At 67.1% G+C, this 26,038-nt stretch carries 24 protein-coding genes; 15 read left to right on the forward strand and 9 right to left on the reverse strand.

The window, feature by feature from the left end:
* Window positions 1-116: 116 nt before the first annotated feature.
* The 6 genes from dusB to hemF all read left to right on the forward strand — a co-directional run bounded on the left by dusB (window position 117) and on the right by hemF (window position 7,158).
* On the forward strand, window positions 117-1,148 hold the full coding sequence (dusB, locus tag AZSI13_RS08825) for a tRNA dihydrouridine synthase DusB (protein WP_109040810.1): 1,032 nt from the start codon (window positions 117-119) through the stop codon (window positions 1,146-1,148).
* An 84-nt stretch (window positions 1,149-1,232) separates the two neighbouring features.
* On the forward strand, window positions 1,233-1,472 hold the full coding sequence (locus AZSI13_RS08830; RefSeq protein WP_109040811.1) for a helix-turn-helix domain-containing protein: 240 nt from the start codon (window positions 1,233-1,235) through the stop codon (window positions 1,470-1,472).
* Window positions 1,473-1,549: 77 nt separating this feature from the next.
* On the forward strand, window positions 1,550-3,115 hold the full coding sequence (gene purH, locus AZSI13_RS08835; RefSeq protein ID WP_109040812.1) for a bifunctional phosphoribosylaminoimidazolecarboxamide formyltransferase/IMP cyclohydrolase: 1,566 nt from the start codon (window positions 1,550-1,552) through the stop codon (window positions 3,113-3,115).
* A gap of 90 nt (window positions 3,116-3,205) precedes the next feature.
* A complete protein-coding gene (purD, locus tag AZSI13_RS08840) occupies window positions 3,206-4,489 on the forward strand; it encodes a phosphoribosylamine--glycine ligase (RefSeq protein ID WP_109040813.1) in 1,284 nt (427 codons plus the stop codon).
* An 18-nt stretch (window positions 4,490-4,507) separates the two neighbouring features.
* Complete coding sequence (locus AZSI13_RS08845; protein ID WP_109040814.1) at window positions 4,508-6,241, forward strand: diguanylate cyclase; 1,734 nt, start codon at window positions 4,508-4,510, stop codon at window positions 6,239-6,241.
* Between the two features lie 11 nt (window positions 6,242-6,252).
* A complete protein-coding gene (hemF, locus tag AZSI13_RS08850) occupies window positions 6,253-7,158 on the forward strand; it encodes an oxygen-dependent coproporphyrinogen oxidase (protein WP_109040815.1) in 906 nt (301 codons plus the stop codon).
* A 216-nt stretch (window positions 7,159-7,374) separates the two neighbouring features.
* Here the strand turns inward: hemF and AZSI13_RS08855 are convergent, their stop codons facing one another.
* From AZSI13_RS08855 to hemC, 5 genes are all read right to left on the reverse strand, one after another.
* Window positions 7,375-7,614, reverse strand: a complete 240-nt coding sequence (locus AZSI13_RS08855) for a hypothetical protein (protein WP_109040816.1) — start codon at window positions 7,612-7,614, stop codon at window positions 7,375-7,377.
* Window positions 7,615-7,764: 150 nt separating this feature from the next.
* Window positions 7,765-8,976 (reverse strand): heme biosynthesis HemY N-terminal domain-containing protein, encoded by a 1,212-nt coding sequence (locus AZSI13_RS08860; protein ID WP_109040817.1) that lies wholly within the window; start codon window positions 8,974-8,976, stop codon window positions 7,765-7,767.
* Window positions 8,973-10,073, reverse strand: a complete 1,101-nt coding sequence (locus tag AZSI13_RS08865) for a uroporphyrinogen-III C-methyltransferase (RefSeq protein WP_109040818.1) — start codon at window positions 10,071-10,073, stop codon at window positions 8,973-8,975. Before AZSI13_RS08865 ends, AZSI13_RS08860 begins: the two co-directional genes overlap by 4 nt.
* A 27-nt stretch (window positions 10,074-10,100) precedes the next feature.
* Window positions 10,101-10,868: a uroporphyrinogen-III synthase gene (locus AZSI13_RS08870; protein ID WP_109040819.1), complete on the reverse strand. Its 768-nt coding sequence runs from the start codon at window positions 10,866-10,868 to the stop codon at window positions 10,101-10,103.
* Window positions 10,869-11,006: 138 nt separating this feature from the next.
* Window positions 11,007-11,966, reverse strand: a complete 960-nt coding sequence (gene hemC / locus AZSI13_RS08875; RefSeq protein ID WP_109040820.1) for a hydroxymethylbilane synthase — start codon at window positions 11,964-11,966, stop codon at window positions 11,007-11,009.
* Window positions 11,967-12,165: 199 nt separating this feature from the next.
* Here hemC and ppc point away from each other — a divergent pair, with 199 nt between their 5' ends.
* The 7 genes from ppc (at window position 12,166) to AZSI13_RS08910 (ending at window position 21,732) form a co-directional block, all read left to right on the forward strand.
* Window positions 12,166-14,967 carry a phosphoenolpyruvate carboxylase gene (gene ppc, locus AZSI13_RS08880; protein ID WP_109040821.1) on the forward strand — a complete coding sequence of 934 codons (2,802 nt, stop codon included), beginning with the start codon at window positions 12,166-12,168 and terminating at the stop codon, window positions 14,965-14,967.
* A 263-nt stretch (window positions 14,968-15,230) separates the two neighbouring features.
* Window positions 15,231-15,863: an acetate uptake transporter family protein gene (locus AZSI13_RS08885; protein WP_109040822.1), complete on the forward strand. Its 633-nt coding sequence runs from the start codon at window positions 15,231-15,233 to the stop codon at window positions 15,861-15,863.
* 205 nt (window positions 15,864-16,068) lie between these two features.
* Window positions 16,069-17,655 carry a class I adenylate-forming enzyme family protein gene (locus AZSI13_RS08890; protein WP_109040823.1) on the forward strand — a complete coding sequence of 529 codons (1,587 nt, stop codon included), beginning with the start codon at window positions 16,069-16,071 and terminating at the stop codon, window positions 17,653-17,655.
* Between the two features lie 266 nt (window positions 17,656-17,921).
* On the forward strand, window positions 17,922-19,421 hold the full coding sequence (locus tag AZSI13_RS08895) for a DegQ family serine endoprotease (protein ID WP_109040824.1): 1,500 nt from the start codon (window positions 17,922-17,924) through the stop codon (window positions 19,419-19,421).
* Window positions 19,422-19,533: 112 nt separating this feature from the next.
* Entirely contained in the window at window positions 19,534-20,016 is a 483-nt protein-coding gene (locus AZSI13_RS08900) for a hypothetical protein (protein WP_109040825.1), read from the forward strand.
* A gap of 133 nt (window positions 20,017-20,149) precedes the next feature.
* Window positions 20,150-21,118 carry a VTT domain-containing protein gene (locus tag AZSI13_RS08905; RefSeq protein WP_109040826.1) on the forward strand — a complete coding sequence of 323 codons (969 nt, stop codon included), beginning with the start codon at window positions 20,150-20,152 and terminating at the stop codon, window positions 21,116-21,118.
* On the forward strand, window positions 21,115-21,732 hold the full coding sequence (locus tag AZSI13_RS08910) for a methyltransferase domain-containing protein (protein WP_109040827.1): 618 nt from the start codon (window positions 21,115-21,117) through the stop codon (window positions 21,730-21,732). The genes AZSI13_RS08905 and AZSI13_RS08910 overlap by 4 nt, the downstream gene beginning before the upstream one ends.
* 202 nt (window positions 21,733-21,934) lie before the next feature.
* On the opposite strand, the gene AZSI13_RS08915 is transcribed toward AZSI13_RS08910, so the two are convergent.
* The 4 genes from AZSI13_RS08915 to AZSI13_RS08925 all read right to left on the reverse strand — a co-directional run bounded on the left by AZSI13_RS08915 (window position 21,935) and on the right by AZSI13_RS08925 (window position 23,808).
* Complete coding sequence (locus AZSI13_RS08915; protein ID WP_109040828.1) at window positions 21,935-22,636, reverse strand: c-type cytochrome; 702 nt, start codon at window positions 22,634-22,636, stop codon at window positions 21,935-21,937.
* Between the two features lie 94 nt (window positions 22,637-22,730).
* Complete coding sequence (locus AZSI13_RS17560; RefSeq protein ID WP_165833425.1) at window positions 22,731-22,892, reverse strand: hypothetical protein; 162 nt, start codon at window positions 22,890-22,892, stop codon at window positions 22,731-22,733.
* A gap of 30 nt (window positions 22,893-22,922) precedes the next feature.
* Complete coding sequence (locus tag AZSI13_RS08920; protein ID WP_109040829.1) at window positions 22,923-23,105, reverse strand: hypothetical protein; 183 nt, start codon at window positions 23,103-23,105, stop codon at window positions 22,923-22,925.
* 100 nt (window positions 23,106-23,205) lie between these two features.
* Window positions 23,206-23,808 carry a malonic semialdehyde reductase gene (locus AZSI13_RS08925; RefSeq protein ID WP_109040830.1) on the reverse strand — a complete coding sequence of 201 codons (603 nt, stop codon included), beginning with the start codon at window positions 23,806-23,808 and terminating at the stop codon, window positions 23,206-23,208.
* A gap of 207 nt (window positions 23,809-24,015) precedes the next feature.
* Here AZSI13_RS08925 and AZSI13_RS08930 point away from each other — a divergent pair, with 207 nt between their 5' ends.
* Entirely contained in the window at window positions 24,016-24,684 is a 669-nt protein-coding gene (locus AZSI13_RS08930) for a response regulator transcription factor (protein ID WP_109040831.1), read from the forward strand.
* Window positions 24,671-26,014: a sensor histidine kinase KdpD gene (locus AZSI13_RS08935; RefSeq protein WP_235609720.1), complete on the forward strand. Its 1,344-nt coding sequence runs from the start codon at window positions 24,671-24,673 to the stop codon at window positions 26,012-26,014. Before AZSI13_RS08930 ends, AZSI13_RS08935 begins: the two co-directional genes overlap by 14 nt.
* Window positions 26,015-26,038 lie beyond the last annotated feature (24 nt).

Raw genomic sequence — 26,038 nt, forward strand, 5'->3', positions numbered from 1 at the left:
ACCAACCCCTCCCCCACCACCCCGCCAGGCCGCGCCCCGTCTGGTGACTATTTTTTAAGCAGCGCTTGGGGTAGAATCCGCCCCCTTCCTCTCCCCTTTCGTCCCCGGCAATACCTATGGAATTTTGCGGTTTTACCTTGCGCAACAATCTCTTCGTCGCGCCCATGGCGGGTGTGACGGACCGGCCTTTCCGGCAGTTGTGCAAGACCCTGGGCGCGGGCCTGGCGGTGTCCGAGATGGTCACTTCCAACTCCCTGCTCTACGGCAGCAAGAAGACCCAGCGCCGGGCCAACCATGAGGGGGAAGTGGCGCCCATTTCCGTGCAGATCGCCGGGGCTGACCCGGCGATGATGGCGGAGGCGGCCAAATACAATGTGGACAACGGCGCCCAGATCATCGACATCAACATGGGTTGCCCGGCCAAGAAGGTGTGCAACGTCATGGCCGGTTCGGCCCTGATGCAGGATGAGGTGCTGGTGGGCCGCATTCTGGAGGCGGTGGTCGGCGCCGTGCCCGGCACACCGGTGACCCTCAAGTTCCGCACCGGCTGGAACCGCCTCAACAAGAACGCCCCCAATATCGCCCGCATTGCCGAGGAATCCGGTATTCGCGCCGTGGCCATCCATGGCCGCACCCGGGCTGACCAATATACGGGCGAGGCGGAGTACGAGACCATTGCCCTGGTGAAAAGCCAGATCGGCATTCCGGTGATCGCCAACGGCGACATCACCACGCCGGAAAAGGCCAAGCACGTGCTGGAAGTGACCGGCGCCGACGGCGTCATGATCGGCCGTGCGGCCCAGGGCCGGCCCTGGATTTTCCGCGAGATCGAACATTTCCTGAAAACCGGCGAACACCTGCCGCCGCCGCGGGTGGACGAGATTCACCGCATCCTGCAGGAGCATCTGCAGGACCTCTACACCTTCTACGGCATCGACACCGGGGTGAAGGTCGCGCGCAAGCATATCTCCTGGTACACCAGGGGGCTGGTGGGTTCCGCCGCCTTCCGCAAATCCATGAACCAGCTGCTCGAGCTGGAGGCCCAACAGGCCGCTGTCAACGCGTTCTTCTCCGGCCTGGCCCAGGCGGGGGAGCACCTGAAATACGAAGCACCACAACAAGCGCAAGACCACGATCTGGCCGCCTGAGCGGGAGCGCCACACTCCCCGGGCAGGTCGGACGCCGCCTCACAGAGGGCGTCAGCAACACACTTTTGGAGAGGTACCACGGCCATGAGCCGCAATAACAACGATATTTCCGCCTGCGTGTATGGGGCGCTGGAGCAGTATTTCCGGGATCTGGACGGCGAACGGCCGGCCGCCATCTACGACATGGTGATGCGCAACGTGGAAAAACCCATGCTGCAGATCGTCCTGCAGCAGGCCGGTGGTAACCAGACCCTGGCGGCCGAGATGCTGGGCATCAACCGCAACACCCTGCGCAAGAAGCTGGTGGACTACAAGCTGCTGTAAAGCAGCGTCAGTCCCCAGGCCCACCGCACTGCCCAAGCTCTTTTTCTAATCCGTTTTCAATTTCATCGCACCCGACCATGAAAATCCGTCAAGCCCTCCTTTCCGTCTCCGACAAGCGCGGCGTTCTCGAATTTGCCCAGGGCCTCGCTGCCCAGGGCGTCAAGCTCCTGTCCACCGGCGGCACCGCCAAGCTGCTGCGCGATGCCGGCCTGGAAGTTACCGAAATCGGTGACTACACCGGCTTCCCGGAAATGCTCGATGGCCGGGTGAAGACCCTGCACCCCAAGGTGCACGGCGGCATCCTGGCCCGCCGCGACCTGCCTGAGCACCTGGCCACCATTGAGCAGCACGGCATCCCCACCATTGATCTGGTGTGCGTGAACCTCTACCCCTTCCGCGAGACCGTGGCCAAGCCCAACGTCGCCCTGGAAGACGCCATCGAGAACATCGACATCGGCGGCCCCGCCATGGTCCGCTCCTCCGCCAAGAACTATGCCGGCGTGGCCATCGTCACCGACCCCGCCGACTACCAGCCCCTGCTGGAGGAAATGCAGGGCCACGGCGGCGAACTGGCCCTGGCCACCCGTTTCGGTCTGGCCAAGAAGGCCTTCACCCACACCGCCCGCTACGATTCCGCCATCGCCAACTGGCTCACCAGCCTGGACGAGAAGGATCAGCCCCAGCAGTTCCCCGCCGCCTACCATGCCGCCTTCGACCGCGTCGAAGTGCTGCGCTATGGCGAGAACCCCCACCAGCAGGCCGCCTTCTACAAGGACCCGGTGCCCACCCCCGGCGCCATCGCCAACTACACCCAGCTGCAGGGCAAGGAACTGTCCTACAACAACATCGCCGACGCCGATGCCGCCTGGGAATGCGTCAAGGTTTTCGACGCCCCGGCCTGCGTCATCATCAAGCACGCCAACCCCTGTGGCGTAGCCATCGGCGGCAAGCTGCTGGAAGCCTATGAAAAGGCCTTCAAGACCGATTCCACCTCCGCCTTCGGCGGCATCATCGCATTCAACGGCACCGTGGATGTGGATGTGGTGAACGCCATGAACGAGCGCAAGCACTTCGTCGAAGTACTGATCGCCCCGGCCTTCACCCCTGCCGCCAAGGAACTGCTGGCCGGCAAGACCAACCTGCGGGTGCTGGAAGTGCCCCTGCAGCGCGCCTACCACGCTTTCGAATACAAGCGCGTCGGCGGTGGTCTGCTGATCCAGAGCCCGGACATGTTCAACGTGCAGCCCTCCGACCTCAAAGTGGTGACCAAGAAGGCCCCCACCGACGCCCAGCTGGAAGACCTGCTCTTCGCCTACCGCGTCGCCAAGTTCGTCAAGTCCAACGCCATCGTCTTCTGCGGCGGCGGCATGACCCTCGGCGTGGGTGCCGGCCAGATGAGCCGCGTTGATTCCACCAAGATCGCCGCCATCAAGGCCCAGCACGCCGGCCTCTCCCTGGCCGGCTCCTGCGTCGCTTCCGATGCCTTCTTCCCCTTCCGCGACGGGGTGGACGTGCTGGCCGAAGCCGGTGCCAAGGCCGTGATCCAGCCCGGCGGCTCCATGCGTGACGCCGAGGTGATCGCCGCCGCCGACGAGCATGGCCTGGCCATGGTGGTCACCGGCGCCCGTCACTTCCGCCATTGATGGCTTTTGCGGGGCGCCGCCAACGGCCGCCCCGCAGCCCCTAACGATCCGCAGCCCATCCTGCACGCTGTGCAGCGCAAAGGACACACAATGAAACTCCTCGTCATCGGTTCCGGCGGCCGTGAGCACGCCCTGGCCTGGAAGCTCTCCCAATCCCCCGGCCTGCAGAAGGTCTACGTGGCCCCCGGCAACGCCGGCACTGCCCGGGAACATGAACTGGAAAACGTGAACATCACCGATCCGGTGGCCCTGGCCGACTTCGCCGAGAAGGAAAAGATTCACCTCACCCTGGTGGGCCCCGAGGCCCCCCTGGCCGCCGGCGTGGTCAATATCTTCCGCGCCCGGGGCCTGAAGATTTTCGGCCCCACCAAGGAAGCCGCCCAGCTTGAATCCTCCAAGGATTTCGCCAAGCGCTTCATGGCTCGCCACAACATTCCCACCGCCGGCTTCGAGACTTTCTCCGACGCCGCCGCGGCCCACGCCTATGTGGATCGCCAGGGCGCCCCCATCGTCATCAAGGCCGACGGCCTCGCCGCCGGCAAGGGCGTGGTGGTGGCCATGGATCTGGCTGAAGCCCACGCCGCCATCGACGACATGCTCTCCGGCAACAAGCTTGGCGATGCCGGCGCCCGGGTGGTGATCGAGGATTTCCTCGACGGCGAGGAAGCCAGCTTCATCGTCATGGTGGATGGCAAGAACGTGCTGCCCCTGGCCTCCAGCCAGGACCACAAGCGCATCGGCGACGGCGACACCGGCCCCAACACCGGCGGCATGGGCGCCTATTCCCCGGCCCCCGTGGTGACACCGGAAGTGCACGCCAAGGTGATGCGGGAAATCATTCTGCCCACCGTGCGCGGCATGGAGGCCGATGGCATTCCCTTCACCGGTTTCCTCTACGCCGGCCTGATGATCAGCAAGGACGGCACGGTGAAGACCCTGGAATTCAACTGCCGCATGGGCGACCCGGAAACCCAGCCCATCATGATGCGGCTGAAGTCCGACCTGACCAAGGTGCTGGAGCACGCCATCGCCGGCACCCTGGACCAGGTGGAAGCCGAATGGGACCGCCGCGTCGCCCTCGGCGTGGTGCTGGCCGCCGCCAACTACCCGGACACCCCGAAAAAGGGTGACGTCATCAGTGGCCTGCCCGCCCAGGGCAACGCCTTTGGCGACGATGCCCAGGTCTTCCATGCCGGCACCGTCACCGGCGCCAACGGCGAAGCACTGACCGCCGGCGGCCGCGTGCTGTGTGTCACCGCCCTGGGCGACAGCGTCAAGCTGGCCCAGAAGCGGGCCTATGAAGTCACCGCCCAGGTGCGCTTCGACGGCATGCAGTACCGCAAGGACATTGGCTACCGGGCCATTTCCCGCTAAGGCGATTCCGGGGGCTGAATGACAGTGCCGGCATCGTCGGCGGGAGCCGCCCCCGCCCAGCCCCGCCTGCCCGGGGGGCTGCTGCGCTGGCATCCCCGCACCCTCAAGGCCCGCATCGTCCTGGTGGCCGCCCTGCTGTTTTTGGCGGGCGGCACCGGCATTACCTGGGTCGCCACCCTGCGTCTCCATGCCGACATGGAGCAGGTGCTCTCCCAGCAGCAACTGGCCACCACCTCCTTCATCGCCCGGGACATCGGCAGCAAGCTGGCCCTGCGCATGGAAGGCCTGCGCAAGGTGGCCACCAACATCCCGCCCCACCTGCTCAAGGACCGGCCAGCCCTGCAACGCTGGCTGGAAGACCGGCGCGCCATCCACACCCTCTTTCCCACCGGCCTGATGATCGTGCCGGCGGATGGCGGCCCGGTGCTGGCGGAAACCCCCATCCTCCCGACCCGGCCCAAGTCCTTTACCGACCGGGACTGGTTCATCGGCGCCGTCACCACCCGGGAACCCTATTTCAGCAAGCCTCTGATCACCCGGGCCACCGGCGAACCCGCCCTGGCCGCCGCCGTGCCCCTCTTCGACCGCCAAGGCACCCTGTTGGCCCTTGTGGTGGGCATCACCCCCCTGCGCACTCCCGGTTTTCTTGACCAGATCACCGATGCCCGGCCGGGCCGGAGCGGCAGCTACGAACTGTATTCCCCCCGGGACGAGATGTTTGTCCTGGGCTCGGACCAGGCCCTGACCCTGGCGCCCTCCACCACCGCGGGCGGCGACCCCCTGCACCGGGCGGTCAGTGCCGGCGAGCGCGGCGTGGCCACACGGCTCAACGCCGAAGGGGTGGAGGAACTGATGGCCAGCGTGGATGTACCCCATATCGGCTGGGTGCTGACCGCCCGGCTCCCCACCACCGAAGCCTTCGCCCCGGTGGAAAACGCCATCCGCAACACGGTGCTGCTGGCGGCCGCGATCGGCATTCCCCTCATTCTCCTGCTGCTCCTCGCCCTGGGCCGCCTGATGCGCCCCCTGGAACGGCTGGCCCGGCAGCTGCAGGACATGGCCCAGGGCCAGCGGGCCATGGAGCCGGTGGCCGTGCCACGCCGCTATACGGAAATCGCCGAGGTGGCGACAGCCTTCAATCAGTTGCAGCACAAGCTGCTGGCCCAGGAACAGCGCCTGGCGGCCCTCGCCCGCCGCGATCCGCTGACCGGGCTGGCCAACCGGGAACCCCTCAACGAGCGCCTCTCCCACGAACTGCAACGCCTGGCGCGCAGCCGCAAGACCCTGGCCCTGCTCTTCCTCGACCTGGACGGTTTCAAGGCCGTGAACGACACCTACGGCCACGACGTCGGCGACCGGCTGCTGTGCGAAGTGGCCGAGCGCCTGCAGGGCTGCGTGCGGGATACGGACATGGTGGCCCGCCAGGGGGGTGACGAGTTCATCATTCTGCTGACCGAAGTGGAGGCCGCCCAGCAAGCCGCCGAGCGGGTGGCCCAGGCCTGCCTGGCCGCCATTTCTGCCCCTTACCGCTATGCCGGCCTGCCGCCCATCGGCATCGGCGTTTCCATCGGCATCGCTAGCCTGGGGCCCGAAGACGTGCCCCCGGAGAGCGTCGCCACCTTCATTCGCCGCGCCGATGCCGCCATGTACCAAGCCAAGAGCGGCGGGCGCAACCGCTTTACCGTGGCGCCGCCTCCGACGCCCGGCCAGAGCTCCCTCCCCAGCACCGCTGCCACCGCAGCGGCCCTTTGAGTATTTCAGCCATGGAATCTGTCACTTCCGCCCCGGTACTGGCCTATCTGACCGGCCTGCAGGACCGCATCATCTCTGCCCTCGAAGCCTTTGACGGCGGCACCTTCCAGCGCGATGCCTGGCAACGCCCCCAGGGTGGCCGCGGTGAATCCCGGGTGATCGAGGAGAGCCATTTCTTCGAGCGGGGCGGGGTGAACTTCTCCCACGTCACCGGCGGCAACCTGCCGCCTTCCGCCACCGCCAACCGGCCGGAACTGGCCGGCCGCAGTTTCGAGGCCATGGGCGTCTCCCTGGTGCTGCACCCGCGCAACCCCTACTGCCCCACGGCCCACATGAACGTGCGCTTCTTCATCGCCACGGCAGAAGGCCAAGAGCCGGTGTGGTGGTTCGGCGGCGGCATGGACCTGACCCCCTATTACGGCTTTGCCGAGGATGCCCGGCACTTCCACCGTACCTGCAAGGATGCCCTGGCGCCCTTCGGCGACGAGGTGCATCCGCGCTACAAGCGGTGGTGCGACGACTACTTCTTCCTCAAGCACCGCAACGAACCCCGGGGGGTCGGCGGCGTCTTCTATGACGACCTGAATGAGGGCGGCTTCGACCGCTGCTTCGACCTCACCCGGGCCGTGGGCGATGCCTTCGTGCCGGCCTACCTGCCGATCCTGGAAAAGCGCCGGGACACGGCCTACGGCGAGCGGGAGCGGGATTTCCAGGCCTATCGCCGGGGCCGCTACGTGGAATTCAACCTGGTCTGGGACCGGGGCACCCTGTTCGGCCTGCAGTCCGGCGGGCGTACCGAATCCATCCTCATGTCCCTGCCGCCCATCGTCAAATGGCGCTATGACTGGCAGCCGGAAGCAGGCAGCGCCGAAGCTGCGCTCTATACCGATTTCCTGCCACCGCGGGACTGGGTCTGAAAACCGGACCGGAAGAAAAACCGCAAAAAACCTGGCCCTGCAAACACGGGCCTGAGACGCAGGTCTGGAGCCATTTCCCCCGGGTATCGGCCTGGAAGGCAATAGGGACGCCATGTTTCACCCTGCCACGACGAAGAGTGGCGTCTTTCCTGCCTCTCCAGGCAGGTAGCAAAAAGGGAGCCCTTCGGCTCCCTTTTTTATCGCGGCAGGCGCAGCTTACTTCAGCTTGCCCTTGACCACCTTGACCCGGGCCGGGTCCTTCACCACCAGCTCGCCACCGCCACCCACCAGATTGCCGCAGGGGCAGGCGCTCTTGATGTGGGGCACGGAGTTGATGATGGTGGTGCAATCCAGGCACTCGTAGTAGATGTCGCCGCCGGTGGGCAGGCTGGCCGGATCCGGCGCCGGTTCCACCGGGTAGAAATTGTAGATTTTGCGTAGATCGATATTGAGCATGACTTGTCCCCGCGCTTCCTGTCCTTGTGGTGTGCTTGCGACTGCTGATGCGCTGCTTGTGTGCTTGTGTATGTTTTCCCGGTTGGGTCTGCCATTCTAGCGCGCTTCAGGAAGCCAAGGAATATTCACGAGGCATTCCTGCAACAGCTTTCAGGTACGCGCCAGCTCCGGCCGGGCACCGGCCCGGTAATGTTGTTCCGCTTCTTCGGGGCGGCCCAGCTGATCCAGCAGGCGGGCCAACTCCAGGTGGGCATCCCGGCTGGGTTCGACGGAAAGGGAGGCTTCGAGGTAGTTCTGGGCCTTGCCCCACAGCCGCTGCTGCAGGCAGAGGCGGCCCAGAGCCAGGAGCAGGCCGGCATCCCGCGGGCGCTCCCGCAGCCAGCCTTCGGCCTTGGCGATACGGGCGGTCAGCTCCCCCGCCTCCCCATCGGCCAGGGCCACCTGCCCGTAGATTTCCACCAGCTCGCCATTCCAGTCGTCTTCACCGGACTTGTCGCCCTTCTCCAGACTGCGCTCCACCACCTTCAGGGCTTCGGCACCAGCGTCCTGGGCCACCAGGGCCCGGGCCACGGTGGCGGCCAAACGGGGGGAGCCTTCGGTCGCCGGAATGGTCCGCAGGTAGTCGAGCAGGGCCGGGCCGTCGTCCAGACGCTGGCGGATGGCCTCCCGGTGGGCCTTGAGAATGATCTCCCGGGCCTGTTCCGGCGCCAGGGCATCGCGCTTTTGCAACTGGCGGGCCAGGCGCAACACCTGCTCCCAGTCCTTGCGGCCCTGCTGGGCCCGCAGTTCCAGGCGCATGGCGGCGATGTGGCGGCCGGAAGCCACCTGGACCTCCTTCAGGGCGGCCACGGCGCCATCGAAATCCCGGTTGTCCAGGCACATTTCGGCGCTCAGCATGAGGCGGGCCACCTGCAGGCCCGGTTCCTGGGCGGCGGCTTCCAGGCGCTGGGCTTCCTTGGCCGGCTCCCGCAGGGCATGGGCGGCCCGGGCGCCCATCAGGGCGGCCAGGCCGGGGGCGTACCCCGCAGCCCGGGCTTCATCGGCCCGCTTCAGGGACTGGCCGTAACGGCCTTCGAAGAAGTGGCGCAGGGCATCCTGCAGGGCGGTGACGGCCTTTTCCCGGCCGCGGCGCTCGCGGAACTCGCTGACCCGGGCAGGCAGGCCCAGGGTCAGGGAAACCAGGCGCAGCAGCAGGTGCAGCAGCACAAAGCCCACCACCAGCCCGATGATGAGCAGGTTGAGGGAAATTTCCATGCGCCAGGGCGGGAAGACCAGCAGCACGTAGCCTTCATTCAGGCGCCCCGCCAGGGCCACGCCGACGGCGCCGGCAAAGAGGGCCAGGAGCCAGAACAAGCCTCTCATTTGCGCTCCTTGCCCAGCTTCAGGGTTTTCAGGGCGTTGAGGCTGTCGTTGAGCAGGGGCAGCTCAATGACGATCTCGGTGCCGGCCAGTTGCTTGATGCTGCCCACCGCGGTCTGCACCGACTTGTCGTTGGTGTTGAAGTAACGCTCCATCCAGGCCTGGGAGAGCTTCAGCTCGCTACGGAAGGTCCATTGGTCGCGGGAAAGCAGGGCCAGGCGGGCATTGAGCAGGCGCAGCTTGAGGTTCTCGCGCAGGAAGAAGCTCTGGGAGGGCGACAGCAGGGCCGGCTCGGGCCGGTCGAAACGCTGGATGCGCACCAGGCTCTTCACTTCGCCCCACAGGTCCAGGCCCAGACGCTGCCAGAAGCCCAGGGTGGTGACGGTTTCGTCCTCGGCCGGCACTTCCTTCTCGGGCCTGGGCCGCTCATCGAAGGCCAGAGGCAGGGTATCGGCGGCCATCATGAGGTTTTCCAGGCGCAGGCTCATGCCGGAAACGTCTACATAGGGCGCGGCACGCAAGCGCTCCAGATCCCGGTTGAGGGTCTTGCGCAGGGCGGCGAACTGGGGCCGGTCACTGCGAGCGAGGCGGGAATCGGCGGCCTGCAGGGCCAGGATGGCGCCCTGCACGTTGCCCGCCAGCTGCAGTTGCTGGGCCGCCAGGGTGACGTTTTGCTCGATTTCGGAGAGAGCCCACTCGTCCCGGTTGCGGGCCAGATCCTGGTAGAGGCTTTCCAGGGCGGCCTGCTGGCTCTGGGATTCGGCCAACTTGGCCTCCAGGGCGCCCAGCTTGGCCTGCAGCTTGCCCACTTCTTCCTGGGACTGGCGGGCGACGCCGCGGGTTTCCTTGGAGAGGCTGTCCGCATCGGCCAGGCGCTTGGCCAGTTCCTGCTGGGTATCGGCCAGTTTGATACGGGTTTCCACCCACTGCCAGCCGGCCAGGCCCAGGGCGATGACGGCAACGCCGATCCAGGGATTACGCCAGGCTTCATTCCGGGCGGTGGCGGGCGGTGGCGCGGCAGCGGCCATGGCAGGGGCCGCAGCGGCAGGCGGGACGGGGGGTTGGGCAGGGCTCTCGTGGGGAGGGAGGGAGTCGTTCATGGCGCAGGCCGTATGGTGTGAGGCGAGTTATTTCGGCCAATTATAGGCACATAAGCCCGTCAGTAGGCCCTGGTCGGCTGGCGGCGTGAGGATCACCCGCGTCAGTCCCAGGACCTGGGCGGCTTCGGCAATGCGGGCGTGGGGGACGAAAACGGGGGAGGCCCGCAAGTACTCGCGGCCGGTGGCATCCAGCATGTCCCAGAGATAACGCAGGGCTTCGCTGGAAGAAACGGTGATGCCATCCAGCCGGCCAGCGGCCCAGGCCGAGAGCAGCGGCGCCGGCCCTTCGGCGGGGGGGCGGCGGTGGTAGCAGGTCAGCACCTCTACCGTGGCGCCCCGGGCCTCCAGGGTCTCCCGTAGCAGTTCCCGGCCACCGTCGCCGCGCAGGATCAGCACCTTCTTGCCGGCCACGGCCTCGGCCTGGAATTCAGGCAGTTCCAGCAAGGCTTCGGAATCGAAGCGTTCTTTGGGGGCAATGACATGGCTGAGGCCGAAGCGGGCCCAGGCCTTTTCCGTGCCGGTGCCAACGCCGGCCGGGCGGGTGCCGGCAGGCCAGGGACCAGCCGCCAGCAGGGTGGGCAGGGCATGTTCCACCGCATTGGGGCTGACACAGAAAACGATGGCGTAGTCCGCCAGACGGGGCGCCACGGCCCGCAGCGGCGCGAGGTCCGCCGCTTCGATTTCCAGTAGGGGGTAGATCAGGGGAATGCCGCCTGCGGCAGCAATGGCCTGGGCCAGGCTATCCGCCTGGGCCCGGGGCCGGGTGACGACGATGGTGCGGCCGGTTAGGGGCATGGTTTTTTTGCCACAGAGGACACAGAGCGCACAGAGGAGAAAACCGGCAGGAGGGAATCCACGTCAGCGGCAACTCCTCGCCTTTGCTTTGCCCTCGCTTTTCTCTGCGCTCTCTGTGCCCTCTGTGGCTAAAAGGTTTCAGTGCTTGGCACAAGCCAGGGCAGCGAGGATTTCGCCAGCGCCCTTGGCCTTCAGTTCCTCGGCCAACTGACGGCCCAGGGCGGCGGCTTCCACCGGGGTGCCCCAGGCTTCGCCTTCCACCATCTGCTGGCCGTCCACGCTGGCGACGAAGCCGCGCAGCCAGACCTGGCCATTTTTCAGTTCGGCGTAACCGCCCAGGGGGATTTGGCAGCTGCCGCCCAGGGCCCGGGAGAAGGCCCGCTCGGCGATGACGCAGGCGGCAGTGGTGGCGTCGTTCAGGGGGGCCACCCAGGCGGCCGCATCCAGGCGGTCGGCCCGCACCTCGATACCCAGGGCGCCCTGGCCGGGGGCCGGCAGGGACTGCTCGGGGGTGAGCACGGAGCGGATGCGCGCTTCCAGGCCCAGGCGGATCAGGCCGGCGGCGGCCAGGATGATGGCGTCGTACTGGCCTTCATCGAGTTTACGCAGGCGGGTATCCAGGTTGCCGCGCAGGCTGCGAATTTGCAGCTTGGGGTACTTGGCCCGCAGGATGGCTTCGCGGCGCAGGCTGGAGGTGCCGACCACGGCGCCTTCCGGCAGGTCTTCCAGGCCCCGGTAATTGTTGGAGACGAAAGCGTCCCGGGGATTCTCCCGGGCGGAGATGGCCACCAGGGCGAAGCCTTCGGGCATGTCCATGGGCACGTCCTTCAGGGAGTGCACCGCCAGATCGGCCCGGCCTTCTTCCATGGCCACTTCCAGTTCCTTGATGAACAGGCCCTTGCCGCCGATGGTGGAGAGGGGGCGGTCGAGGATCTGGTCGCCCTGGGTGGTCATGCCCAGGATGGCCACTTCGGCGCCGGCGTGAATCTCGGCCAGGCGATCGCGCACATGCTCGGCCTGCCACATGGCCAGGCGGGATTCCCGGGAGGCGATGACGATGCGGGAAGGAGTGGTTACGTTAGCAGGCGTGGTGGTCAAAGCGGTCCCCGGAAAAGCGTGAAAATGCCGTGCGGCGGGTGGAAAAAGTGGCGCCCATTCTAGCATGGGGGCGGGGGGGCACTTTGATGCGGCACAAAAGCGTCATGCCTTCCCCTGCATGGGTGAAAACCCCCATAGGCGCTCCTGTTGCAGCGCAGTAATCTGGCCGGGTCATTGTCTTTTCTGCAAGGAATTCATCGTGTCTCCCCACGCCGCCGCCTCCCCTGCCTCCGCCTCCGCCGACAAGGATCTGCCCCTGCGGGAGGACATCCGCCTCCTCGGCCGCCTGCTTGGCGATACCGTGCGGGAGCAGGAGGGGCAGGAGACCTTCACCGCGGTGGAGACCATCCGCCAGATCGCCGTGCGTTTTGCCCGGGACCAGGAACCGGCCGCCCGGGGCGAACTGGCCGCCATTCTCAACGAGCTGCCGCGGGACACCATGCTCTCCGTGGTGCGGGCCTTCACCTATTTCCTGCACTTCGCCAACATCGCCGAGGACCAGCACCACATTCGCCGTCGCCGCACCCACGACATCGCCGGCTCCGAACCCCGGGAGGGCAGCCTGGCCTACACCCTGGAGCGCCTGGCCGAATCCGGCGTGGCGGGGGAGGCTCTGGCCAAGGCCCTCTCCATCGCCCTGGTGTCGCCGGTGCTCACCGCCCATCCCACCGAGGTCAGCCGCAAGAGCATCCTGCACTGCCAGCGGCAGGTGGCCAGCCTGCTGGACGCCCGGGACCGGGTGGCCATGACGCCGGAAGAGGCGGCGGACAACGACAGTGCCCTGCGCACCGCCGTGCTCACCCTGTGGCGCACCCGCATGTTGCGGCCCAACCGGCTGGCGGTGGTGGACGAGGTGAAGAACGGCATCAGCTATTACGACGACACCTTCTTCGCCGAACTGCCCCGGCTCTACTGCCAATTTGAGGATCAGCTGAAGTCCCGCTTCCCGGAGCAGTCCTGGGACCTGCCCAATTTCTTCCGCATCGGCAGCTGGATTGGCGGCGACCGGGACGGCAATCCCTTCGTCACCGCCGACATCCTCAAGGAAGCCCTGCGCCTGCAGTCGTCCGCCGCCCTGGATTTCTATCTCGACGAAATCCATGCCCTGGGCGCCGACCTGCCCCTGTCGCAAATGCTGCTGCCGGTCTCCGCCGAACTCGCCGCCCTGGCTGACCGCTCCCCGGACCGCTCGCCCCACCGGGTGGATGAGGCCTATCGCCGCGCCCTCACCGGCATCTACGCCCGCCTGGCGGCCACTTCCGAATCCCTGGACAAGCACCCGCCGGTGCGCCACGCCGTGGCGGACGATGCGCCCTATGAGTCCGCCGCCGCCCTGGTGGCCGATCTCCAGGTGCTGGCCGATTCCCTCGCCGCCCACGGCGCCGGCCTGCTGGCCCGGGGGCGGTTGCGCCGCCTGATCCGGGCCGTGCAGGTGTTCGGCTTCCATCTGGCGCCCATCGACCTGCGCCAGAACTCGGACGTGCACGAGCGCAGCGTGGCCGAACTGCTGGCCAAGGCGGGCCGTCTGCCTGACGTAGCGGCCTACTCCGCCCTCGACGAAGCGGCCCGTATCGCCCTGCTGGCGGAGGAAATCGCCAGTCCCCGGCCCCTCTATTCGCCCCATCTGGATTATTCGGAGGAGACCGCCGGCGAGCTGGCCATCTTCTTCGCCGCCCGGGAACTGAAGACCCGCTACGGCGACGCCGCCCTGCCCAACTGCATCATCTCCAAGACCGACGGCGCCTCCGACCTGCTGGAAGTAGCCCTGCTGGCCAAGGAGGCCGGCCTGCTCATTCCCGGTACCGAACCGAAGCTGGCGGTGAACATCATTCCCCTCTTCGAGACCATCGACGACCTGCGCCGCTCCGCCCCGGTCATGGCCAGCCTCTTCGCCCTGCCGGCCTACCGGGCCCTGGTCTCCGCCCGGGGCGAGGAGCAGGAGGTGATGCTGGGCTACTCCGACAGCAACAAGGACGGCGGCTTCCTCACCTCCGGCTGGGAGCTGTACCAGGCCGAGATTGCGCTGACCCGGGTGTTTGCCGATGCGGGCGTGCGCCTGCGCCTCTTCCACGGTCGCGGCGGTTCCGTCGGCCGGGGTGGCGGCCCCAGCTACCAGGCTATCCTGGCCCAGCCCGCCGGCGCCGTCTCCGGCCAGATCCGCATCACCGAGCAGGGGGAGGTCATCGCCTCCAAGTACGCCAACCCGGAAGTGGGCCGGCGCAACCTGGAAATTCTCGCCGCCGCCACCCTGGAGGCCACCCTCACCGACCACGAAAACCGCGTCGAGCCGGCCCGGCCCTACCACGCGGTGATGGATCGCCTCTCCCAGCTGGCCTTCGCCGCCTACCGGGGCCTGGTGTACGAAACCCCGGGTTTCACCACCTATTTCCGCGAATCCACCCCGGTCTCCGAAATCGCCAACCTCAACATCGGCAGCCGCCCCGCCTCCCGCAAGAAGTCGGACGCCATCGAAGACCTGCGGGCCATTCCCTGGGTCTTCAGCTGGGCCCAGTGCCGCCTCATGCTGCCCGGCTGGTACGGCTTCGGCAGTGCCGTGGAAGCCTGGCTGGGCGAGCATCCCGAGGGCAAGGAAGCGGGCCTCGCCACCCTGCGCAAGATGTACCGCAACTGGCCCTTCTTCCGCACCCTGCTTTCCAACATGGACATGGTGCTGGCCAAGACCGATATCGCCATCGCCTCCCGCTACGCCGAACTGGTGACCGATGCCGAACTGCGTGCCGCCATCTTCGGCCGCATCCAGGCCGAGTGGGAGCGCACCCGCAGCCTGCTGCTGGCCATCGAGGAGCAGGCCGAACTGCTGGCGGACAACCCGCTGCTGAAGCGCTCCATCCGCAACCGTTTCCCCTACATGGACCCGCTGAATCACCTGCAGGTGGAACTGCTGCACCGCCACCGGGCGGGGGAGACGGACGAGCGCATCCGCCGCGGCATCCACCTCACCATCAATGGCGTGGCCGCCGGTTTACGCAACAGCGGATAAAACAATTTTTACTATTCATAATCAATGGTGCACCGCGAATTGACTGGAAATAAAGACTCCCTATAGTGCGTGTCGAGATTCGGAAAAATACGATTTCATAATTCGTAATTTGTTGCCCCGGCTGCAAAAAGAAAGGGGGCGGGAATGGCGCCGGCCGACAGGCCTGCCTTCCCCGCCCCCTTTCTGTGGCCTCCCGTCCGCCGGGCAGCAATGCCGACCTCGATCGACTAAACACAACGCAAACACAACGCGAGGGAGTTTTTATGCAACAGCAAGCGCAGGTCATGGAGACCAAGATTGTCATGTCCGACCCCACCGCCCTGGGGGTGTTCGGCCTGGCCACGGTCACCTTCGTCGCCGCTTCCGCCAAGATGGGCTGGACCAGCGGTGTCACCTTCCTGATTCCCTGGGCCCTCTTCCTGGGTTCCATCGCCCAGATCTGGGCCTCTACCATCGACTTCAAGAAGAACAACTACTTCGGCGCCATCGTGCTCGGTGCCTACGGCCTGTTCTGGATCGCCGTAGCCATGCACTGGGCCATCAGCCTGGGCTGGTTCGGCGAACTCGACCCGGCCAAGGCCGACCCGCGCCAGTTCGCCTTCGCCTGTATCGCCTATTTCATCTTCTCCCTCTTCATCATGGTGGCGGCCTTCGAGGCCAACAAGGTGTTTGCCGCCATCCTGGTGCTGATCAACGTGCTGCTGCCCTCCCTGGCCCTCTCCATGCTGGGCGTGGCCCCGGGCTTCTTCAGCGGCGCTGCCGCCTGGTCTGAACTGGCCATCGCCCTGCTGGGCTTCTATGCTGCCGGTGCCATTTTCATCAACAGCTACTTCGGCCGCCCCCTGCTCTCCCTGGGCAAGCCCCTGGGCCTGATCCGAAAGGGCCCGGCCAAGTAAGCCGCCTTGCCCCGGCCCCCACGGGCCGGGCTTCCCTGAAAATGACAGGGAATGGCTGGAAAGTGCAGGGCCGGCGAGGGCAAGCTCCCCGGCCCTGCTTTTTGCCATAAAAATATTCCAAAACAATCGTTGGGGCGGGGACTGCCCCTTTCCTAGACTGCCTCCTGTGCAGCGGCATCGGCCGCTCCCCGCATCAGGAGGCGACATGCAGCAACCCACCACCCTCATCGGCCACCACGCCCGCTACCGGCCCGACCACACCGCCGTGGTCTTTGCCGACGGCGCCACGACCACGCGCCTTTCCTGGCGCGAATTCCACCGCCGGATCAATCGCCTGGCCAACGCCCTGCTGGCCCGGGGCATCAAGCAGGGCGACCGGGTCGCCACGGTGCTGCCCAACAGCCTGGAACTGCTGGAAATCTACTGGGCGGTGCCGCGCATCGGCGCCGTGCTGGTGCCCCTCTCGCCCCTGCTCAACGCCGCGGGCCTCGGCAGCCTGTTGGCGGATGCGGGCGCCACGGCGCTGTTTATCCATCCCGGCGCCCTGGAGGAGGTGGATAGCCTGCGCGGCGAACTGCCTGCCCTGGAGTCCCAGCGCATCGTGGTGGTGGGCGACGTTTCCGGCGAGGCAGGCCGGCCTGCCCAGGCCGGCGCCCACGGCGACTATCCTGACTACGCCGCCTTCACCGCCGACGCCCCGGAGAGCGAACCGGAAATCCCCCACCCTGCCGGCGACGACATTTTCGCCATCATGTATTCCAGCGGCACCACCGGCCTGCCCAAGGGCATCCTGCAATCCCACGCCTGCCGCGCCGCCTACTGCACCCTGCTGGCCTCCACCTGGCGCATGAGCCCGGAGTCGGTGGTGCTGCACAGCGGCGGCATCGTCTTCAATGGCGCCCTGCTGACCCTATTCCCCGCCGTCTACCTGGGGGCCACCTATGTGCTGGCGAAGCAGTTCGACCCGGCCCTGGCCATCGAGTTGATCGCCCAGGAAAAAGTCACCCACACCGTGGTGGTGCCCTCCCAGATCATCGGCATCCTGGACCACCCCAGCTTTGCTCCGGAGAAACTGGCCTCTATCGAGACTTTCCTCTCCGTCGGCGCGCCCCTGTTGCAGGAGCGCAAGCAGGCCCTCAACCAGTTTTTCCCCAACCGCTTCTACGAACTCTATGGCCTCACCGAGGGCTTCATTACCGTGCTGGATCGCAGCCAGGCCCAGCGCAAGCCCCTCTCGGTGGGCACCCCGCCCCAGTTCTACGACCTGCGCATCGTCGGCGAGGACGGCCGCGACCTGCCGCCCGGTGAAGTGGGCGAGGTGGTGGGCAAGGGCCCCATCCTCATGAGCGGCTATTACAACCGTCCCGAGCTGACGGCCCAGACCCTGCGCGATGGCTGGCTGCACACCGGCGACCTGGGCTACCGGGACGAGGAGGGCTACCTGCATCTGGTGGACCGCAAGAAGGACATGATCGACTCCGGCGGGGTCAAGGTGTACCCCAAGGACATCGAGGAAATCGCCGCCTGCCACCCGGCGGTGAAGGAGGTGGCGGTGTTCGGCATTCCCCACGACAAATGGGGGGAGACGCCCCACGCCGCCATCGTCCTCAAAGCCCCGGTGGCAGTAAGCCCGACGGAACTACGGGACTGGGTGAACGCGCGGGTGGCGGCCAAGTACCAACGCCTGCATTCGGTGGAGATCGTGCACGACTTCCCCCGCAACGCCGCCGGCAAAACCTTGAAGCGCACCCTGCGGGACCCCTGGTGGGCCGGGCGGGAGCGGCAGATCTGAGGCCCGGTCCGGCATTCGCGTCGCCGCTCCGTTGCGGCGACGCCGCCCTTCGTTTCCGGCCGCATCCGGCAAGCACCTCCCCAATGTGAAGCGGCCTTTGGCCCCCGCCCCGGCGGGGGCTTGTTTTTTTACGGCGCCGCCCCCACCTCCCGGAACAGGTTTCATGACGCTCTGTGCCGTCCGTGTAACACCTTGTAAGGTGCCGTGCGCGGCGGTGGAAATTCGCTAATCTTCATTCCTGCCCCAATTTCCGGAGGACTCTCCCCATGACCAGGACGCCTTTCCGCGCCATGCCTTTCCGCTTCTCCCGCACTCTGGCCGCCTTTGCCGCCGGGGGCCTGCTGGCGGTGGCCGCCAGCCATGCCGACCTCTCCCTGATTTCCGCCTCCAAGGCCGCCACCAATGGCACCACGCCGCCGGCAAGCGCCATCCAGGCGGCTCCCGCCAATGCCCCGGCCGCCGCACCCCTGGCCGCGCTACCCGATTTCTCCGCCCTGGTGGAGCAGGTGGGGGGCGCCGTGGTGAACATTTCCACCGTCACCCTGGCCAAGAACAGCCCGGTGAACGGCCTCAACCCCAACGACCCCTTCTACGACTTCCTGCGCCGCTTCGGCATCGCCCCGGGCATGGGGTCTCCCCAGCCCCAGGAAAGCCGAGGCATCGGCTCCGGCTTCATCGTCAGCCCCGACGGCTATGTGCTGACCAACGCCCACGTGGTGGCCGATGCCGACGAGGTGGTGGTGAAGCTCACCGACAAGCGGGACTTCAAGGCCAAGGTGGTGGGCATCGACCGCCGCAGCGACGTGGCCCTGATCAAGATTTCCGCCAGCAACCTGCCCGCGGTGAAGATCGGCAGCCCGGAACGCCTCAAGGTGGGCGAGTGGGTGGCGGCCATCGGCGCTCCCTTCGGCTTCGAGAACTCCGTCACCGCCGGCATCGTCAGCGCCAAGTCCCGGGCCCTGCCGGATGAAACCTATGTGCCCTTCATCCAGACCGACGTGGCCATCAACCCGGGCAATTCCGGCGGCCCCCTCTTCAACCTGAAGGGCGAGGTGGTAGGCATCAACTCCCAGATTTACAGCCGCTCCGGCGGCTACCAGGGCATTTCTTTCGCCATTCCCATCGATGTGGCTATGAAGGTCAAGGAGCAGCTGCAAAAGACCGGCAAGGTGCAGCGCGGCCGCCTCGGCGTCACCATGCAGCCGGTGACCAAGGAACTGGCCGAATCCTTCGGCCTGGAAAAGCCCAATGGTGCCCTGGTCACCGGGGTAGACCGGGGCAGCCCGGCGGACAAGGCCGGCCTGCAACCGGGGGATGTCATCGTCGCTCTGGACGGGGTGGCCCTGGAAGAAGCCACCGATCTGCCGCGCAAGGTGGGGGACAGCGCCCCCGGCACCAAGCTGAGTCTCACCCTGCTGCGGGACGGCAAGCGCCTGGAAAAGCAGGCCACCCTGGCTGCCATGCCCAATGAAACCACCGCCCGCAGCCAGGAAGCCCCGGCCGGCGGCCGCATCGGTCTGGCCGTGCGCCCCCTGAGCAAGGAAGAAAGCGCCGCCCTGGGCACCAGCGGCGTGGTAGTGGTGGGCGTCAACGGCCCCGCCGCCCGCGCCGGCCTGCAGGAAGGCGACGTGGTGCTGGCAGTAAACAACACCCGGGTCGCCACCCCCGCCCAGCTGAAGGAGCTGGTGGACCAGGGCGGCAAGCGCTTCGCCCTGCTGGTGCAGCGCGGCGATGCCCGGCTCTACGTACCGGTGCGGGTGGACTGAGTCGGTCCGCTACCCCGGTCTAAGAGCCGCCCCTGGGCTTATGCTTTTGTAATTCCCAGACGCCAATGGTAGCGTCTCCCTGATCGACACCATCGTCATGGGAGGCGTACCAATGGATTATCTGAAGAAAGCCCTGGGCGCCATTGCCCAGGGCTTGTTGTTTGGCCTGGGCTTCAGCATCGCCGCCTGGCTGGCCTACTTTGCCACCCAGACCTACGGCATGGGCCAGGAAGCCACCGGCAGCCGGCCCTACGCGGCAATGAGCGAAGGGCCGGCCACATCCCCTGCACCGGCGACGGCCGAGCCGGCGAGCGCCGAGCCCTGGCTGTTCTCAGAGGTGGAGGAACACAGCACCGCCGATGGCCGGGTCTTTTTCACCGGCAAGGTCACCAGCAAGGGGCGCAGCCGGGCCACCGGCATCAACATCGAGGTCAACCTGTTCCAGGGTGCCAAGTTCGTGGATCAGTATTCGTCCTACCTTTCCGGCAGCATCGCCGTCGGCGAAAGCCGCTACTTCAAGGTCTCCTGCGGCTGCAAGGATGCTCCCCCAGCCCGGCACGACAGCTACAAGATTCAGGTGCTGAGCGGCTACTGAGCAGCGGCGCGCCCCTTCCTGGCGGCCGGCGGCCCGGGCTATAGTTTCGGCCCGGGCCTTTTCTTTGGCGCATGCCTGCCTTGCATTCCGCCGCTGCGGCCCCTTCTTCACCGCTCACGCCACCGGAGCCGCCATGGACCTTGCCCAGTTGACCGACGCCTTGCAGCGGGATGCCGCCTGGGTGGTCTTCTTCAACGTCCTCATGCAGCAGGTGGGCCTGCCGGTGCCCGCCGTGCCGACCCTGCTGGTAGCCGGCAGCCTGGCGGCTTCTCCCGGCCAGTTGGGGCAAATACTGGCCGCCGCCGTCCTCGCCTCGGTGATCGCCGACTGGCTCTGGTACCTGGCCGGCAGGGCCTTCGGCTACCGGGTGCTGGCTGGTCTCTGCCGCCTCTCCATCAACCCCGGCTCCTGCGTCAGCGCCACCGAAGCCCGCTTCACCCGCTGGGGCGCCTGGTCCCTGGTGGTCGCCAAGTTCGCTCCCGGCTTCTCCACCGTCGCCCCGCCCATTGCCGGCGCCCTGCGCATGGCCCTCGCCGCCTTTCTCGCTGCGGCCGCCATGGGCGCCGCCCTGTGGGCCGGCGGCGCCATCGCCGCCGGCTGGTGGCTGCGGGACGAGTTGCAGCAGGCCCTGGCGCGGCTGGAGGGCAACGGCGGCACCGCCTTGGCCCTGGTGGCCCTGGCCCTCGGCCTCTGGTTGGGCTGGAAATTCTGGCAGAAATACCGCTTCGAAAAGCTCGCCGCCATTCCCCACATCACCCCGGCGGAACTGGCAGCCGCCCTGGCCTCAGCCCAGCCGCCCCTCTTTCTCGACCTGCGGGGCGAAGCCATGATCCGGGCAACCGGCCTGCTGCCCGGCGCCACCGCCGCCACCCTGGAGGCGGTCGCCCAGATCGCCGCCGACTGGCCCCGGGAACAACTGGTGGTGACCCTGTGCAACTGCCCCCGGGACGCCAGCGCCATCCAGGCCGCCCGGCAACTGACCGCCCTGGGCTACCGGCAGGCCCGCCCCCTGCGGGGTGGCTACCAGGCCTGGCAGGCCCACGGCGCCGTTCCCGCCCACCCCACTCCCCAGCACTGCTCTTGCCCGAAGGAAAACCCATGAGCCAAGCCCCCGCCGACAAGCCCGCCCACCAGCGCCCGGAGCTGCCGGATTTCTGGGACAAGCGTTTTGCCGAAGGCGTCACCCCCTGGGACCACGGCTACGCCCCGGCGGAGCTGGAAGCCCTTGCCCCGCCCGCGGACAGCCCGGCCCGCCCGCGCATCCTGGTGCCCGGCTGCGGCCATGCCCGGGAGGCCGGCTGGCTGGATGCCCGGGGCTGGGCCGTCACCGCCCTGGACTTCTCCCCCGCCGCCGTCAGCGCCGCCCGGGACACCCTGGGGGCCTGGAACGGCGAACTGCATTGCGCCGATTTCTTCACCTTCGCCCCGGCCACGCCCTACGACGTGGTTTACGAACGGGCCTTCCTCTGCGCCCTACCGCGCAAGCTGTGGGCCGGCTACGGCCCGCGCATGGCCGAACTGGTGCGGCCCGGCGGCTACCTGGCCGGCTTTTTCTTCTTCAGCGACGAACCCAAGGGCCCGCCCTTCGGCATCGGCGAAGCCGAGCACGCCGCCCTGCTCTCCCCCTGGTTCGACAAGATTGCCGACACCCCCTCCCAGGCGCCGATCCCGGTGTTTGCCGAGGGCGAACGCTGGCAGGTGTGGCAGCGGCGATAAGCCCTCCGCTAAGGCGGATGGATTGCCTTGCCCTGGAGCCAGGCAATCCGGCAGAAACCTGCAAACTGCGGCACAACCCAAAGATACTCATAGCCCCGACAGCCAAGCAAAACGGCCCTTCCCGCCATGAACTGGGGCGAAGGGTCGTTTTTTCTGCCGCCCGGGTCTTTCGCCGGAGCGGCCGGGTATCCCCGGTGTTTCCTTACTGCTTGTTCACTTCTTCCTGCAGGGCCGTGACGTAGGCCAGGATGTTCTGGATGTCTTCCGGCTTCAGGGTGTTGAGGATGCCCTGGGTGGTTTCTTCGTCGTGGGGGCGGTCGCCCTTCAGGTAGAGGTCCACCTGGCGCTTGAGGTACTGGGAATACTGGCCCACCAGGCGGGGGAACATGCCCCGGCCCTTGGCGGTCTTGCCGTGGCAGGCGGCGCAGCTTTGCTGGTAGAGGGCCTTGCCGGCCTCCACGTCGCCGGGCTCCCGGGGCACGATCATGACCTTTTCCATGGCGGTCAGGCGGGTCAGGGCGTCGTCGGTGTCCTTGAAGACGGGAATGGCGGTGGGCAGTTCGATGCCGGACACGTAGTCGGAAACGATCTTCATGTCCTCGTGGGACAGTTCCCGCTCTTCGGTGTAGGGCACCATGGGGATGTTCACCCGGATGCGCTTCTGGAAGGCCTTGAGCTGGGATTCCATGTACTTGGCCTGCTGGCCGGCGATGCGGGGGTATTCGCCCTTCTTGCCGCCCTGGCCGAATTCGCCGTGGCAGGCGGCGCAGGGGCCGTAGATTTCCTTGCCCTTTTCATCGGCACTGGCGTAGGGCGAGAGCAGGAGCGCCGCGGCACAGGCGGCGATCAGGGAGGCACCGCGCAGGAAGGAAGGGCGCGGCAGGCGGCGGGTATTGGCGAGCATGATGGCCCCGGAAAAATAGGCAGGGCCATTCTAGGGCCGTGGCCCGGGGCAGAAAATGATTCGGGTCAAAAGCCGCGCCGGGCGGCCGGCGGGTTCAATCCCGACGACAGGACTCGGGGGCGTTGCCGAAGGGGGTCAGGCGGCGGGGGCAATCCCGCTTGCAGCCGGCGCAGAGGAACTGCTTGGCCTGGTGGAGGATGTGCTGGGCCTTTTGCAGGGAGGCGGTGTGATGTTGCAGGTTTCCTGGGGTTTCCATGATGAGTCCCGGAGACAAAGAAACATTTCCTCAGGCGGGCGCTTCGCCGTTTTCATCGGCACAGAAGTCGGCGCATTGCCTGGTGGCGGCGGCGGACCGGTAATCCAGACAGACCGGACACACCACCGTCTCAGGCCAGTCGGCCAGGGGAACGGCCTGGCGGCAGGCGCCGCAGCGGCATTCCAGGGGGGCTGAGGTCTTTCTGTGGTCCATGAAAGGCCAACATACGCCCCTTCCCTAGCCCCTCATTTGATCTATATCGAATGTTTGTCATATGACCAAAGCCTGAAACCCGCAATGCCGATGGGCTGGGTCAGAGTACCCGGGTGGCGGTTTCAAAGTCCAGGCGCGGACCCCGGGGGTAGTTGCCGGCGGGGTCGCCGTAGCCCAGGTTCACCAGGAAATTGGCCCGCCAGCGCCCGTCGGGGAAGAACTCGGCATTCACCTTTTCCGCATCGAAGCCGGACATGGGGCCGGCATCCAGCCCCAGCAGACGAGCGGCGATGATCAGGTAGGCGCCCTGCAGGCTGGCGTTGCGGAAGGCGGTGCTCTCGGCCAGGGCGGCATTGCCGGCGAAGAGGGGGCGGGCGTCGTAGGCGGGGAACTGCTCCGGCAGGTGGTCGTAAAAGGCCGTGTCCTGGGCGACGATGACGGTCACCGGGGCGGCCCGGGTCTTGTCCACATTGCCGGGAGCCAGGGCGGGCACCAGACGCTCCCGGGATGCGGGGGAAGCCAGGAAGACCAGGCGGGCCGGCTGGGTGTTCATGGAGGTGGGGCCCCATTTCATCAGGTCGTAGAGCTGGCGCAGGGTTTCCGGGCTGACCGGGCGGTCGGTGAAGCGGTTGACGCTGCGGGCCTCGAGAAAGACCTGGGCCAGCACTTCCGGGGATACCGCAGCGGAGGCGGGAGCGTTCATTTGGTGATTTCCTTTCATGATTCATTTCTCAAGGGTTGCAACGGAGGTGCGCGACCTGCTTGCTTCTCCTGATAGTAGCCAGTCGCCCCAGGAAGAAAAAGCGATAAAAATCGATCAAACCGTTGAACAAAATAGAACGATTCGGCCAGGCAAAACGCAGCACCAGATGAACCTCTATAATGCCGCCATCCTTCCCGGGGCAGCCCCATGCACATCCTGATCGTCGAAGACGACCGGCCCATCGCCGAGAATCTCTATGAATACCTGGAATCCCGGGGGCACCAGTGCGACTACGCCGACAATCTGGCCGCCGCCACCCGGCGCCTGGCGGAAGCGGAATTCGACTGCGCCGTGCTGGACCGCAGCCTGCCTGACGGCGACGGCCTGAGCCTGGCCCGGCGGCTGCGGGCCGAGGGCAGCAGTCTTCCCCTGCTCATTCTTACCGCCCGGGACACCCTGGAAGACAAGCTGGCGGGCTTCGACGCCGGCGCCGACGACTATCTGGTCAAGCCCTTCGCCCTGCAGGAAGTGGAAGCCCGCCTGCAGGTGCTGGCCCGCCGCGCCGCGCCGCGCAAGGACACCGGCACCTGGCGCCAGGGGCCGCTGGAATACGATGCGGCGGCCCAGGAAATCCGCCTCCACGGCCAGGCCCTGCACCTGCCCCCGAAGGCCCTGCGCCTCACCGCCCTGCTGCTGCAACAGCCCAACCGGGTGTTCTCCCGGCGGGAGCTGGAAATCGCCATCTGGGGCCGGGAGCAGGAGGCCAGCGACAACCTGCGCAGCCTGCTGCACACCCTGCGGCGCGCCCTGGGGGAAGACGGCGGCGTCGAGGTGATCAACGTACACGGCCTGGGGTACAAGCTTGTCGCCCGCTGAGCGCAGCGCCGAGGAACTGGAGCGGGACCGCAAGGCGCCCTCCATGCGCCTGCGGGTGGCGGTGGCGGTGGCCGCCCTGGCCCTGCTCATCATCCTCGCCCAATCCATCGCCCTGCTGCTGATGTTCGACGACATGGAGGAGGATTTCATCGACGACCTCCTCGCCACCCAGGTGGAGCACAGCATCGAGCTCTCCCGCACGGCGCCGGACACGGCCTTTCCCAATACGGTGGACATGACTCTCTACCGGGTCGGCCCCAACACCCCGGCCGATGCGGTGCCGGACAACCTGATCCATCTCCCCCTCGGCAATCACGAAATTTACGAGGACGGCAAGGAATACCACGTGGCCGTGCGGGAGGCCGACGGCCAGCGCTTCATCCTCAGCTACGACGTGGCCGAGCACGAGGAGCGGTTGGACGCGTTGACCGCCATCGTCATCACCGGCGCCGTGGTCATCGGCATCGCCGTGCTGGTACTGGTCTACGCTCTCTCCGGCCGCCTGACGCGGCACCTGGAATGGCTGGCGCGGCGAGTGCGGGGGGAGGTTCCCGATACCGGCGGCCCGCTCCCCGGCTACGCCCAGCCCGGCATGGAGCGGGAAATCCTCGCCATCGCCCATGCCCTGGAAGCCCTGGAAGCCCGCCAGGCCGCCCTCCTGCAGCGGGAACGGGATTTCACCGCCGACCTGTCCCACGAGCTGCGCACCCCCCTCACCGCCATCCGCACCGACGGCGAACTGCTGGCAGCCCAGGCCGACCTGCCGGAAGGCGTCCAGCGGCGGGGCCGGCGCATCATGGAAAGCGCCGACCGCATCACCCGCCTGGCCGAAAGCCTGTTGTTGCTGGCCCGGGAAACCCGCCCCCAATTGCAGGAAGATCTGCGCCTGGCCCTGGAAATCCAGGCCCAGTGGGATTTCCTTCTTACCCAGTACGCCAAGCCGGTGGACCTGCAACTGGACATCCGCGAGCCCGCCCTGGTGCGGGCCGACCCCAGCCTGCTGCAACTGGTGCTGCGCAATCTGCTGGAAAACGCCCTGCGCCACACCGACAGCGGCACCATCCATTGCCGCCTGGAAGGCAGCGTCCTCACCGTGGCGGACCAGGGGCCCGGCTTCGCCCCGGAAGAGCTGCCCCGCATCTTCGACCGTTTCTACCGCCGCGGCTCCGGCGCCGGCCATGGCCTGGGGCTGGCCCTGGTGGGCCACGTCTGCCGCGCCTGCGGTTGGCGCATCAGCGCCGCCAACGGCCCCCGGGGCGGCGCCGAGCTGGCCCTGGACCTGGGCGAGGCCCTGGCGATCCCGCCCTTCCCCGCCCCCGTGGACGACTGAGCCGGCGGGCTTCACACTTTCCTC

The sequence above is a fragment of the Azospira sp. I13 genome, assembly GCF_003112695.1.
GTDB lineage: Bacteria > Pseudomonadota > Gammaproteobacteria > Burkholderiales > Rhodocyclaceae > Azospira.